Raw genomic sequence first — 13,488 nt, 5'->3', positions numbered from 1 at the left:
CGTGGCAGATTTATTGACCCTTGCTCGAATTGATGAGTTGACCTCACTTCTTAATCAATACAATCAAGAATACTATGAATTAGACGCACCGTCCGTGCCAGATGCTCAATACGATAGGTTAATGCGTGAATTACAACAACTTGAGGCAGCGCACCCCGATCTGATTGCACCGGATAGCCCCACTCAACGAGTCGGGGGAAAGGCGTTAGCTGCTTTTAGTCAAGTGACTCATGAACAACCTATGTTATCGCTTGATAATGTATTCAATGCAGAGGAACTAGCTGCTTTTGCTACACGAGTAAACGAGCGATTAGGTACTGCAGAAGTTATCCGATATGCGTGTGAACCGAAGTTGGATGGTCTTGCTGTATCCATTGTGTATGAAAATGGAATCTTGGTGCGAGCAGCAACCCGTGGCGATGGCCGTGTCGGGGAAAATATCACGGCAAATGTCAAAACGATCAAAAATATTCCTTTGCGTTTATTAGGCGATGACTGGCCAAAATGGCTTGAAGTTCGGGGTGAAGTTTTCATGCCCAAACAGGGGTTTATTGCACTCAATGAAAGACAAAAAGAAAAAGGGCTTAAGACGTTTGCTAATCCTAGAAATGCCGCAGCGGGTAGTTTGCGTCAGCTCGATCCCAAAATTACCGCTAAACGCCCACTCGCATTCTATGCCTATTCAACCGGTCTTGTGCAAAACCAGCGAGGCACATTCCCCGCTTTTCATTCTGAGCGGCTGTATCAACTTGGGCGATGGGGTTTACCTTTGTGTCCTGAATTAAGCACAGCGGATTCTGTAGAAGCTTGCCAAAATTATTTTACTAAGATAGGCCAACAACGCAATGACTTACCGTATGACATTGATGGTGTGGTTTTCAAAGTCGATGACTTAACGCTACAAGAACGCTTAGGTTTTGTCGCGAAAGCCCCTCGCTGGGCGATTGCTGCAAAATTTCCAGCACAAGAAGAATTAACCAGATTATTGTCCGTTGATTTTCAAGTGGGCCGCACTGGTTCGATTACCCCCGTAGCAAGACTTGAACCTGTTTTCGTGGGTGGAGTTACTGTCAGTAATGCGACCTTGCATAATCAGGATGAAATCGACCGCCTTGGACTAATGATCGGAGATACCGTGGTTGTTCGCAGAGCTGGTGACGTCATTCCACAGATAGTAAGCGTGATTCATGCAGAGCGTCCGGACACGGCTGCACACATTGTGTTTCCAACCACATGTCCAGATTGCGAGAGTCCGGTAGAAAGAGTGGTTGACGAGGCCGTTGCGCGTTGTACTGGTGGTCTAGTGTGCGGGGCTCAACAGAAACAAGCTATAATTCATTTTGCCTCTCGCAAAGCGTTTAATATTGATGGGTTAGGCGATAAAGTCGTCGAACAACTGGTGGATGCTAAGCTGATTAGTAATACTGCGGATTTGTTTGGTTTGACCATCCCACAGCTAGTTTCACTTGAGCGCTTTGCCAGTAAATCAGCAGTCAAATTAATCAATGCAATTGAAAAAGCCAAAGCAACCACTTTTGCTAAGTTTATCTATGCTTTGGGTATTCGAGAAGTGGGTGAGGCAACTGCGCACAATTTGGCATTGCATTTTAGAAATTTAGAAAGTTTACAATCCGCTTCTACTGAAGCTTTGCAAGAAGTCGATGATGTAGGAGTTGTCGTGGCACAACATGTTCAGGCTTTTTTTGCCAATGAAGCTAATTTAAATGTGGTTGAACGTTTGGTCCAAGCCGGGGTTCACTGGCCAGCTGTCGACGTTATCGATACTGACGCTTTACCGTTGACCGGTCAAACTTGTGTGATAACGGGAACCTTATCAAGCATGGGCAGAGCCGATGCGAAAGTGATTTTGCAAAGTTTAGGTGCGAAGGTCGCAGGTAGCGTATCAGCGAAAACACATTTCTTAGTGGCGGGTGAAAAAGCCGGCTCTAAGCTCACAAAGGCCAATGAACTTGGCGTGACAGTATGGGATGAAGACGCGATGCTAGCGTTTTTTTCCGAGCATGGAAAAGCGTAGTTTGCGTTTTTCCCATGCTCTAACCACTTGCAATCGCCAGACGAGTTGTAGCCCAAAATAACCCAGTAATCCAGCCACCACTGAACAAATCAAACAGCCCAGCAAAAACACAGGGCCTATTGTATTGACACTGTCCATCAACCACTGCCATGACAACTCAAAATTAAAGTCACGCTCAGGTATCCCTGCCGCAAATGCGCCGACCTTGTAAGCACCATAAAAGATTGGCGGCATAGTAAATGGATTAGTAATCCAAACGGTTGCGATCGATAAAGGAAGGTTCACGCGCATCGGAATTGCGGTCAAAGCAGACAACCACATCTGAAAGGGCACTGGCCAAAAGGCGTAAAATAAGCCGATCCCAAATGCGCCGCAGGCACTGTGACGATTGAGGTGCCAAAGATTTGGGTCATGTAACAAACTTCCGAACAGTTTCAGAGATTTTTGCTCTTTGATACTGTTGTGATCCGGTAAGTATTTACGAATAAACTTCTTAGGCATGCGACCTCAATTCAATCTTAATGCAGTGCATACTTGGCATGGTATTCCAAACGCCAACCAACTCAGAGAGTTTGGGTTTGGAACAATTTGCGTGGCACTATCATTCCCGCTTTGGCCATCATTGCCAGCGCTTTTTGAGGTTTTCATTATATGTGCCTTATTGGGATTATGCTACCTTCAACAACTAAGAGTTTTCTATCTTGGCTTAATCTTTGGTCTTATATTTTTTACATATAACAGCACAGCTTGGCAAAACCACTCAGCATTTCTTAAGCAAACACCGCAATGGCAGATCCTTGGGCTCATAGAAGACATCAAAATTACGTCTCAACGAACGATAGTGCAGGTTTCCGTGATGGCGCCAAAAGCGTTGTCAGAACAAAAGTTTCAGTTGATAGACCGCGACCCGTTCAAAGAATACCAACATGGGCAACATTGGTTACTCTCTGTGACCATTGCGCCAGTGCCTGAGCATTGGCATGCCACAAAGCCTTATCAGAAAAGCCTGTTTGGACAAAATATCAGTGCGACTGGCTGGGTGCATAACTCTTTATTACAAGATCATGCGCCATCGATTCGAGGGCAATTATTGAGTGAGGCACGACGGCTTGGTGTGTCAAAAGATAGTTGGTTACCAGCTTTATTGCTTGGCATAAAGCCAGTTGAGAGTGAATTTTCTAGTGCATTAAAAAACGCAGGTATTATTCATTTGTTTGTAATTTCAGGACTCCATTTTGCCGTTGTGGCAGGCGGATTTTACTGGTTTTTTAAGCGCATAGATGTGATGACTTACACGAGGCTGTCGCATCGACAAAGTCGATTATTAATTTGTCTGGCACTTATTTTAGCCGGATACTTTTATGTGGATGTAGTGGGTGCTCAAGGACCTGCCCAAAGAGCCTTTGTGGCAATGTGTATCGGGTTGTTATTACGCTGGTTATACGTTCGTGTGAGATTCAGTGATTTATTGTTGGGGGTATTTTTTTATTTGGTGCTGACCGATCCATTTTGCGTGGTGCTAGCCAGTATTTATCTGACTTTTGGTGCGCTTTTGTGTATAGGTTTTTGCGCGCATTGGTTACCACTTAATATGGACACTCGGTGGCAAAAAATTAAGGGCTTTGTTGCTTTTCAAATGGTGTTTACGGTGTTGTTTACACCAGTACAATATCATATTTTGGGCTATATTCACCCGTTGTCTTGGTTATGGAATCTCCTATTTATTCCTATTATTACTCTGTTCTTTGTACCAGTGGGGGGTGTTTTATTGGTGATCATGTATGTCAACAAGTTGAGTAATGGAATGTTCGAGCCCATTGTGCAAGGGGGAGTGTTAATATTAGATTTTTCACTAGAATGGCTATTAAGCGTGTTAGTGAATCATCTTACAGAGCCTGTTTACGGTTCTATATCACTATTGGGTGTACTAGGTTGTTGGTTAGTCATTATTTCTGGCGCAAGCCTGCCTATTATCTGGTGGGGACGATGTGGGGTAGTGGTTGTGGGGCTGGGGCTTTTGATTTTGGGATTAACGCTTTAGAAACCAAGCAATGAGCGGTACAATGTAATTATAAAAGATTAAAAATAAAAAGATTATTCTAAGTTGCTATGAACGCCAATAAATCTGAACAAACGGCAGAGTCATTAGATGCTCCTGTTGTGAAACGCTTTTTTTCTTACCTTACTGGGTATAAAAAATACTTTGTCATTGCCATTTTGGGTATGATTGGCTACTCGTCTATTGACGCTTTCGTTATCGCTCAGTTACAACCCATTATCGATGAAAGTCTCGGCAAAGGGGAATATGATTTTTTGCGCATGGCCGCGTATTTGATTGTACCCATTTTTATTTTGCGAGGTGTTTGCAATTTTTTGGGTACTTACACGCTTAATTGGATCAGTGGCCAAGTGATAATGAACATGCGCCAAGAGCTGTTTCAGCACTACATGGCATTGCCAGTCAGTTTTCATGACCAAAATGCAACCGGTACTTTAATTTCTAAATTGACCTTTGACACAGAGCAAGTGGCACGCGCAGCAGGAAATGCGCTTTTGGTGTTGGTTCGAGAGGGTGCCTTGATCATCGGTTTACTTGTGGTGATGTTTTATTACTCCTGGCAATTGTCTGCGATATTCTTATTAATTGGGCCTCTTGTTGCTCTAATCGTCTCTGTGGTAAGTAAGCGTTTTCGTAAGGTCTCACGCAATATTCAACATGCCATGGGTAATTTAACTACAGCGGTTGAACAAGTGGTCAAAGGTCACAAGGTCGTCTTGATGTTTGGTGGTCAAGAAAAAGAGGCCCAGCGCTTTCAGCGCAAAAACAACCAAAACCGGCAACAAACACTTAAGCTTTTTGCAACCAAAGTGATCAGTGTTTCTACCATTCAAATTATTGCCTCGGTTGCTTTAGCGGTTGTACTTTTTATCGCTAGCACTCCAGGACTCGTTGATTTATCGGCTGGGGTGTTCACCAATGTGGTCGTATGTATGACCATGCTATTAAAGCCGTTGAAGCAAATTACTACGGTAAATAATGAGTTTCAGCGAGGGATGGCTGCGTGTACCAGTATTTTTGCAGTGTTAGACGAATTGGCTGAAATTGACCAAGGTAAGGTGAACTTGAACAAAGCGCAAGGGGATGTTGTCTTTAATGATGTGACCTTTACTTATCCTGGTAAAGAACAACCCGCATTGTCAGAAATTAATTTGACCGTTAAGGCAGGCGAAACCATTGCTCTAGTCGGTCGTTCAGGCAGTGGTAAATCAACTTTATCCAATCTTCTAACACGCTTTTATCGTCCGCAACGAGGGACTATTGCGCTTGATGGGATTGACTTGAATGACATTGAGTTGCGCAGTTTGCGACGTCAGTGTGCGTTAGTCTCTCAACACGTCACTTTATTCAACGACACGATAGCGAACAATATCGCCTATGGAGCCGACGGTCAGGTTTCGCAATCGCGGCTTGAGGAAGTGTCCAAGTTAGCTCACGTACATGATTTTGTGACCCAATTAGAAGATGGTTACGAAACGATAGTGGGAGAAAATGGGTTAATGCTTTCTGGGGGACAGCGACAGCGAATTGCCATTGCTCGTGCCATTTTGTTGGATGCGCCAATCTTGATTCTGGATGAGGCTACGTCAGCCTTAGATACCGAGTCTGAACGCTTGATTCAAAACGCATTAGAGCAACTGCAAAAACATACCACTTGCTTTGTCGTGGCTCATCGGTTATCAACCATTGAAAAAGCCGATCAAATTGTTGTTATTGAACAAGGTCGTATTGTCGAAATTGGTACACATGAAGCCTTACTTGATAAACAAGGCCATTACTTTAACCTCCATCAGATGCAGTTTGGTGCTGAATCGTCATGACTCGCTTAGAACGCGCATGGCTCAATCGTTCGCCTTGGCTGTTGTGTTTGTGGCCTTTGAGTGCTGTGTTTGGCATATTAAGTGCTCTGCGCAGGTGGCTGTATCGAAATGGGATCTTCAAACACACTACACTTCCTATTCCTGTTATTGTCGTAGGCAATATCAGTGTGGGGGGAAATGGGAAAACCCCTGTCGTACTTACTTTAGCTAAATTCTTAAAAGCTCAAGGAAAGCGCCCTGGGATTGTGTCGCGAGGCTATGGGGGAAAGTGTAAGACTTTTCCGCATTTAGTAACGGCTGAGGATAAGGCGAGCTATGTTGGCGATGAACCTAAGTTATTAAGCGAATTGAGTCAGTGTCCAGTGGTAATTGATCCGATTCGTGCGCGAGGGGGGGAGCGGTTATTAGCACAATGTGATGTTCTTATCTGTGATGATGGTTTACAGCACTACGCTTTGGCACGAGATATTGAAATTGTCGTAATGGATGAAAGAGGGCTTGGAAATGGTCAGTTATTACCATCTGGGCCTTTACGCGAGGGGCCTTGGCGGTTAAACACGGTTGATTATTCGATTCTCAATAGTGCAGACCCACAAAGGTGTGCAAACCGACTCAAATGTGATGTCCGTATGACATTGCAGGCAAGACCCATACAACCTATTTTGCCCAACGGACAAGTACCGGAACGATTCGTCATGGCAATCGCAGGAATAGGGCATCCTCAGCGCTTTTTTACTACCCTTGAAGATATAGGAATTGAGTTTGAAGCACAACGTGCATTTGCTGATCACTATGCCTATACTGAAAACGACTTACCAACCGATCAAAGTATTATAATGACGCAAAAAGACGCAATTAAGTGTACAGATTTTGCAGGTAAAAATTGGTGCTATTTACCTGTGGAGGCGACGTTCGATAATGATTTTTTGCTGCGTATTGCTCACGACATAGAAAGATTATGAAAAAGTTTGAACGCAATTTACTAAATGTACTTGCCTGTCCCATGTGTAAAGGCAAACTCGTGTTGCACTTGTCCCAAGTTGGTGAACAGTCTGAAAAACAAGAGCTTGTGTGTCGTTTTGATAAAGTAGCATTCCCGATATATGACGGTATACCTAAGTTATTGACTAGTGAAGCGCGTTCACTCACTTTAAAAGAATTGGAAAAGGTACCCAAACTATGAAATTCACCGTAATCATTCCAGCGCGTTACGGCTCCACTCGTTTCCCTGGGAAACCATTGGTTAATATCGATGGCAAACCCATGATCCAGCATGTCGTTGAGCGAGCTCAATTGGCTCAAGCGGAAGCTGTGTATGTCGCAACGGATGATCAACGTATTGCTAGGTGCGTTGAAAGCTTTGGCGGTCAAGTGGTAATGACCAGAAGTGATCACCAATCGGGGACCGAGCGATTAGCTGAGGTGGTGCAAACTCTACAATGTGATCCGCAGAATATTGTAGTGAATATCCAAGGTGACGAGCCACATATTCCGGTAAGTGTGGTAAGGCAAGTGGCGCAAAATTTAGCGGACAATCCAGAGGTCAGCATGGCAACATTGGCGTGCCGGATCACAGATATTAATGAATTTTACAATCCTAATATTGTCAAAGTAGTCACAGATACCTCGGGTAAAGCTTTATATTTTTCTCGTTCTGCCTTGCCGTTTGTTCGCGATGGGATGTTAGGGGAACAACAGGCATTAAGCAGTTCTGAAGCGAAAGTGGATTTTGCAGCGTTCCCATATTTGCGCCACATCGGTATCTATGCGTATCGCGCCGAGTTTATTCAGCGTTATGTTGATATGCCAGCCAGTCCTTTAGAGCAACTCGAATCACTTGAGCAACTTCGCGTGTTATATCACGGAGAAAACATTCATGTTGCAGAAGCCTTAGTAACACCCCCTCCAGGTGTTGATACACCAGAGGATTTGACGAAGCTTATGGGCTAAGCTTCGTCGTCTTCTTCGACAGGAACTGCCCAGATGTCATGGGCGTCAGCGTGGATGACTTCAGCCCAGAGCTGCTGACCTGGTTCGACGTCATACACATTGTTTAAGTGCACCACACCATCCACTTCTGGTGCATCGGCGAAACAGCGACCAATTGCACCTTCGGGTCCAATTTCGTCAACGACTATTAGATACTCTTGACCGATGCGCTGTTGTAGACGCTGGCTACTGATTTCACTTTGCACGGCCATAAATCGTTGCAAACGTTCTTCTTTAATCTCTTCAGGTATGTGGTCGGGAAGGTCATTCGCTGCTGCGCCTTCAACTGGAGAATATTTAAAACAGCCAACGCGATCCAGTTGGGCTTCTTTGAGAAAATCGAGTAATTCTTCAAACTCTTCTTCGGTTTCCCCCGGGAAACCAACAATAAAGGTCGATCGAATAATCAGCTCGGGGCACATAGCTCGCCATTGCTTGATTCGCTCGATAACACGCTCAGACGAACCTGGACGTTTCATCAAACGCAGAATGCGTTTGCTCGCGTGTTGAAATGGAATATCTAAATATGGAAGGATTTTGCCTTCCACCATCAATGGAATCAAATCATCGACATGCGGGTAGGGGTAAACATAATGCAAACGCACCCACATGCCTAATTTACCTAATTCATTACACAAGGTATTCAAATCGGTACGCAACGGCGTGCCGTCTGCAAAGTCGATCTTGTGTTTGACATCCACACCGTAGGCACTGGTGTCTTGAGAGATCACCAGAAGTTCTTTAACGCCACCAGCTTGAAGTCGCTTGGCCTCCGCGATAATAGAGCCGATAGGGCGCGAATCCAACAAACCTCGCATTGATGGAATGATACAAAACGTGCATTTGTGATTGCAGCCTTCAGATATTTTTAGATACGCATAATGGCGTGGCGTTAACTTGATCCCGTGATCGGGCACTAGGTGCATGTAAGGGTTGTGCTCGGGTTTGGGAAGGTGAGCGTGGACTTGCTCGACCACACTTTCATAAGCATGAGGTCCGGTAATCGATAGAACATTTGGATGAACTTCACGTATTTCGTCTTCTTTGATACCTAAACAACCTGTCACGATGACCTTACCGTTTTCGGCTAATGCCTCGCCAATGGTATCGAGCGACTCTTGTACTGCTGAGTCGATAAAGCCGCAGGTATTGACAATGACAAGCTCGGCATCGTCATAGGTACTCACCACATCATAACCCTCAGTGCGTAACTGAGTTAAAATGCGCTCTGAATCCACGAGGTTTTTGGGGCAGCCAAGACTGACAAAACCAATGCGATGGCCAAGTTCCATTTCAATCCCTTCTGCGACATCTTGACTGTGCTGCTCCTCAATGACCTTTTTAGGTGTCTCAAGTGTGGTCGTTTGTTTTGGATTGAATTGGTTTACCGTCATGTAGAGCTTGCCTCAGATTGATATTCATTAACGACAGTTATTGTATCAGTTTTCATTATTAAGCGGTAATATGCCAGATTGCTCGTTGAGCCATTGCACAAAATACACCCTATCAGGAATCAAAACTGCGCCATAAGAAGTCTGAACCAAATTTAATGCGCTGAGCTTCTTGATGGCTTTGTGTACCGATAGCACCGTGACTCCCAGTCTGGTCGCTAAGTCTTGTTGTCGCAATTCGATTTTGTTGTGTTGAGTTTGGCTATAAATTTGATAGAGATATTTAGCTAATTGAACATGAGTGGGTAAGCGAATGACATCATCTAAGCGCTCTAACACTTTGTGTAGCCGTGTCGCGAGAGACTGTAACAAAAAAGTTTGCACTTGCGGTATATCAGTGAGAAGTTTGTGCGTTTGAGACGCACTAATCTGTAATATCTGACAATTATTCAATGCAACTGCGTTGTGGGTTCGAGGTAAGTTTGCCAGTACCGTGAACTCACCAAACACCTCACCCACACCTAAAATGGCAGTAAGATAATAACGACCTTCAATATCATAGTTACCTACTTCCACCTCTCCCGAAACCACTATCGATATACCCGGTTTCTTATCACCACGGTCGTGGATCAGCTTGCCAACTTGATAGTGAACAAGCTTGCCGTAGGCTAAGCACTTCTCGAGCAACGGGGTGGGCATCGACGTATTGTTACTTGCAACAAACATTTTTTTAATAAAACTATATAAATATATTTTTTGTGATGATACCTAACTTTACAATGAATACAAGAATAGGAGAATAATATGTCTTACCAGGTCGCTATATTGTGTGTATTTATTGGCTTTGCCTTGATGGAAGCGTTTAAAGGACGCCTGTTTCGCAAGGAATCAGAGGTCGCCGATGATGGCAAAGTAGAATTCATCAGTACAATTGTATTGTTTGCGCTGACCCAGCCACTGGTGTTATTTAGTTCTGGTGCTTTAGCTAGTGTGGTCGCTCCTGATATGGAAGGTGTGCTAATTGGCACCTCGGTGTTTGTTCAGCTCGGTCTCTTATTTGTCTTCGACGACATGATGCAGTACTGGTGGCACCGAGCCAGTCATACGTTTATTCCATTGTATAATTTGCATCGTGCGCATCATAATGCCAAGTATATGAGTGTGCGTATTGTGTTTCGCAATAACATTTTTTATTACGCGATGATGCCGTCTATTTGGTTCTCTGGTATTCTAATTTATATGGGATTAGGATGGGTATATGCTTATTATTTGGTGGTTAAATTAACCATTATTATGGGAGCACATGCGGAATGGAAATGGGATCAAGCGCTTTACAAAATCCCAGTACTCAATCCTGTCATGTGGGTGCTTGAACGGGTCATCTCTACTCCTTCAACCCATAGTGCCCATCACGGTTTGCGCAAAGACGACCCGGCAACCAATTACAAAGGAAATTATGGCAATATGTTTTTCTTTTGGGATATTTTGTTTGGTACGGCAAAGATTACTCGTCAATACCCAGCCAGTTACGGTGTAGAGGGGATGCGCAGAGCAAATTGGAAAGAGCAACTGGCTTGGCCTTTATATAAAACCCCGCGTACTAAGCCTGGAACTCCAACGCAACAGGCTCAATCTGCGAATCAAAGTTAATTTTCTGATTGCCCAAAGGCGAGCATAAAGTCATTCAAAACGCTGATATTGGGATCTTTTACCAAACGTTCGTAACAGATCCCGGCAAATGCAAAATATCTGTCGTAAAAATATTTAAGCTATCGAAATTTGTTTTTGTGCCAATATCAAATCAGATAACAAACGAGTGCCTGGGCCAATATTATCTGGTTGAGGAGTGATAAGATACGAGCTGAGTCGTTTGTGTGTCGAACCATTGATATTCAGTACATAAAGCTCATCATTCTCAATGTATTTTGACACCTTGTGTAATGGTAACCAACAAAACCCAATTTGCTGTAATAACAAATCAATTGCTGTATCGAATTGGGAAACAGTCCAGCGGTTTTCAGAGCGTAACCAACCGGATTGCTCTTGTGGTTTATTGGAGGTGTCTTTGATGACGATTTGACAATGCTGCATCAATGCTTCGGCGTCAATAGGACTTGGCATGCGTGCAATGGCATGTTGAGGATGACATACAGCCACAAAAGGCATGTCGACTAAGGGTTCTCCCAAGTATCCAACAGGCACCTGATGTGAGATGACTAAATCAGCCCAGTGTTCGGTGATTGCATCGATGGTCCCGGTTAGAACCGTGTCGATTATTTTTAGACGTGAACCTCGAGATTCAGGGATAAACTGTTGTAATGCGGGGTAGAGCAGGTTTCTATCAAACGCTAGATCGACGGCCAAAGTGATCTCTGGCTCCCATTCTTGATTGATGTTTTCTGCGAGGTTCTCAAGTGATTCAACGTTCTCAGTCAGATACCGAGAACGACGCAACATGACTTCACCCGCCTCAGTTAAATAGGCTTTGCGGCCGCGGATTTCAAGTAATTGTACGCCTAATACAGACTGTAATTTTGCCACTGCATGATTCAGTGATGATTGGCTTTTATTTAGGGCCTGCGCAGCTTTCGCATAACCGTCATAGTCCACTACAGCTTGCAAAATCCGCCACTGTTCGAGTGTGGTTTTAGGACGATAACTCATCCATTATCTCCTTGGTTATTGTCTGCATATCCTTTCATCATTCATACAGATCCTTGCGATCTGAAACGCGTTTTGATTCGTAAATCAGTTATAAATGAGTTTGCGAGTTACGTTTAATGAAATATGGATTTATCCTTCCTTTATCTGCACTGATAGCGCTGTCTCTAATACAAGTCCTAACACACTTTTCCATTATCCCCTCAGGTTTCACTACTTTGCAAGTCATTAATGGACAAATTGGCGATTATTTTTATGCTTTAATATTCCTAATTATATTATTAGAAGCGATCGTATTTGTTGGTTTTTATTTTCCAGGACAATTTTTTGCTGTGTTATTAGTAGTTGGCTCAGAACCTGATTTAAAGGGAATTACTTATCTAACTATCGCCATGGTGTTGGCCGCGACATTAGGGTCTGTGGTTAACTTTGCACTGGGCAGAAGACAGATGCAAGATAACTCTAAAAGTAAAGAAATTACCTTAAAAAACTTACTTTTAGCGATGGTTCATATAAATTCTTTAGCTTTTTTTATGGTCTCACAAGGCGCTAAGGGGCAAAGTTGGAAGGTCGTTTGGTTAGCCGGATTATTGAATTTACCATATTATTTATTGTTGATAGCAGGTACTGCAATTTTAAGTGAAGAAATTATGCAGTTAGCAGAAAATACTTACTTTATTTTTGCTGCTTTATTTATTTGGTTAATAGTTGCTATTGTTTTGGATATAAAAAATAAAAAAAGTTAACGAATCTTTTCAAGAATTCTAGATACTGCAACAAAGCCAAAGGTCCCAGTCACCGCTACGCTTGCGCCAAAACCGCTGGCACAATCCAATCGAGTAGAGCCTTCTTGTAATGATTTTGTTGGGCATACAGAACCGTCTGGTTGGGGGTATTTGAGTTGTTCTGTAGAGTAAACACACTCAACACCAAAACGTCGCTTGGGGTTCTTGCTAAAGTGATACTGCCTTCGGAGTTCACTGCGTAATTTGGCACTTAAAGGGCACTGAATCGTTTTCGCTAAGTCACCTGTGGTGACTTGTCTAGGGTCGGTTTGTCCCCCCGCACCACCTATGGTAATCACTGGGATCTTGAAGCGTTTGCAATGCGCAATAACGGCAGCCTTGGCGGATATAGAATCACAAGCATCCACAACCAAGCGTCCATCTTTTGGGATCAACTCTTGAACATTCTCTGGTAGCACAAAATCTTCTACTTCGTTTACTTTTATGCTGGGATTTATATCTCTTAAGCGTTCAGCCATTACACTTACTTTAGGCTGTCCAATGGTGTGTTGTAATGCATGAATCTGGCGGTTAGTATTAGTTACACAAATATCGTCTAAGTCAACTAAGGTCACTTCACCAATTGCACTACGGGCAAGTCCTTCTGCAATCCAGGTACCTACGCCACCGATGCCAATGACCATCACATGCGCATTTTGAAATTTGTCTAAGCTCGTTTCAGAGTACAATCGAGCGACACCACCAAATCGTTCTTTTTGCATAAAATTGCGTATAATCTAGTAAACTT

13 protein-coding genes are annotated in these 13,488 nt (G+C 43.6%); 8 read left to right on the top strand and 5 right to left on the bottom strand.

Features of this window, described 5'->3' with window-relative positions; translation table 11 throughout:
• Position 1 precedes the first annotated feature (1 nt).
• On the top strand, positions 2-2,035 hold the full coding sequence (ligA, locus tag NLG07_RS10340; protein WP_254855372.1) for an NAD-dependent DNA ligase LigA: 2,034 nt from the start codon (positions 2-4) through the stop codon (positions 2,033-2,035).
• Here ligA and NLG07_RS10335 read toward each other — a convergent pair.
• Positions 2,003-2,536 (bottom strand): DUF2062 domain-containing protein, encoded by a 534-nt coding sequence (locus NLG07_RS10335; protein WP_254855371.1) that lies wholly within the window; start codon positions 2,534-2,536, stop codon positions 2,003-2,005. The genes ligA and NLG07_RS10335 overlap by 33 nt on opposite strands.
• Here NLG07_RS10335 and NLG07_RS10330 point away from each other — a divergent pair.
• The 5 genes from NLG07_RS10330 to kdsB all read left to right on the top strand — a co-directional run bounded on the left by NLG07_RS10330 (position 2,535) and on the right by kdsB (position 7,864).
• A complete protein-coding gene (locus NLG07_RS10330) occupies positions 2,535-4,076 on the top strand; it encodes a ComEC/Rec2 family competence protein (RefSeq protein WP_254855370.1) in 1,542 nt (513 codons plus the stop codon). The two genes, NLG07_RS10335 and NLG07_RS10330, sit on opposite strands and share 2 nt — an antisense overlap.
• 68 nt (positions 4,077-4,144) lie before the next feature.
• Positions 4,145-5,914, top strand: a complete 1,770-nt coding sequence (gene msbA, locus NLG07_RS10325) for a lipid A export permease/ATP-binding protein MsbA (RefSeq protein ID WP_254855369.1) — start codon at positions 4,145-4,147, stop codon at positions 5,912-5,914.
• Positions 5,911-6,876 (top strand): tetraacyldisaccharide 4'-kinase, encoded by a 966-nt coding sequence (gene lpxK / locus NLG07_RS10320; RefSeq protein WP_254855368.1) that lies wholly within the window; start codon positions 5,911-5,913, stop codon positions 6,874-6,876. Before msbA ends, lpxK begins: the two co-directional genes overlap by 4 nt.
• Positions 6,873-7,097 carry a Trm112 family protein gene (locus tag NLG07_RS10315; RefSeq protein WP_254855367.1) on the top strand — a complete coding sequence of 75 codons (225 nt, stop codon included), beginning with the start codon at positions 6,873-6,875 and terminating at the stop codon, positions 7,095-7,097. Before lpxK ends, NLG07_RS10315 begins: the two co-directional genes overlap by 4 nt.
• A complete protein-coding gene (kdsB, locus tag NLG07_RS10310) occupies positions 7,094-7,864 on the top strand; it encodes a 3-deoxy-manno-octulosonate cytidylyltransferase (RefSeq protein ID WP_254855366.1) in 771 nt (256 codons plus the stop codon). Before NLG07_RS10315 ends, kdsB begins: the two co-directional genes overlap by 4 nt.
• Here kdsB and rimO read toward each other — a convergent pair.
• Together rimO and NLG07_RS10300 are read right to left on the bottom strand one after the other, a co-directional pair.
• Complete coding sequence (rimO, locus tag NLG07_RS10305) at positions 7,861-9,297, bottom strand: 30S ribosomal protein S12 methylthiotransferase RimO (RefSeq protein ID WP_254855365.1); 1,437 nt, start codon at positions 9,295-9,297, stop codon at positions 7,861-7,863. The genes kdsB and rimO overlap by 4 nt on opposite strands.
• Before the next feature lie 45 nt (positions 9,298-9,342).
• A complete protein-coding gene (locus NLG07_RS10300; RefSeq protein ID WP_254855364.1) occupies positions 9,343-9,993 on the bottom strand; it encodes a Crp/Fnr family transcriptional regulator in 651 nt (216 codons plus the stop codon).
• Positions 9,994-10,098: 105 nt separating this feature from the next.
• On the opposite strand from NLG07_RS10300, the gene NLG07_RS10295 reads away from it, so the two are divergent.
• Positions 10,099-10,944 carry a sterol desaturase family protein gene (locus NLG07_RS10295; protein ID WP_254855363.1) on the top strand — a complete coding sequence of 282 codons (846 nt, stop codon included), beginning with the start codon at positions 10,099-10,101 and terminating at the stop codon, positions 10,942-10,944.
• A gap of 114 nt (positions 10,945-11,058) precedes the next feature.
• Here the strand turns inward: NLG07_RS10295 and NLG07_RS10290 are convergent, their stop codons facing one another.
• Positions 11,059-11,958 carry a LysR family transcriptional regulator gene (locus tag NLG07_RS10290; RefSeq protein WP_254855362.1) on the bottom strand — a complete coding sequence of 300 codons (900 nt, stop codon included), beginning with the start codon at positions 11,956-11,958 and terminating at the stop codon, positions 11,059-11,061.
• Positions 11,959-12,173: 215 nt separating this feature from the next.
• Between NLG07_RS10290 and NLG07_RS10285 the strand changes: the two genes are divergently transcribed.
• The gene (locus NLG07_RS10285; protein ID WP_368501253.1) at positions 12,174-12,701 is read left to right on the top strand and encodes a hypothetical protein; all 528 of its coding nucleotides are present in this window, start codon (positions 12,174-12,176) and stop codon (positions 12,699-12,701) included.
• Here the strand turns inward: NLG07_RS10285 and tcdA are convergent.
• A complete protein-coding gene (tcdA, locus tag NLG07_RS10280; RefSeq protein WP_254855360.1) occupies positions 12,698-13,462 on the bottom strand; it encodes a tRNA cyclic N6-threonylcarbamoyladenosine(37) synthase TcdA in 765 nt (254 codons plus the stop codon). The genes NLG07_RS10285 and tcdA overlap by 4 nt on opposite strands.
• Between the last annotated feature and the right edge of the window lie 26 nt (positions 13,463-13,488).

It is taken from the genome of Alteromonas sp. LMIT006, assembly GCF_024300645.1.
In the GTDB taxonomy this organism is placed as follows: Bacteria; Pseudomonadota; Gammaproteobacteria; order Enterobacterales; family Alteromonadaceae; genus Opacimonas; species Opacimonas immobilis.
The sequence above is the reverse complement of the archived record's forward strand: the minus strand, read 5'-3'. Positions and strand labels throughout refer to the sequence as shown.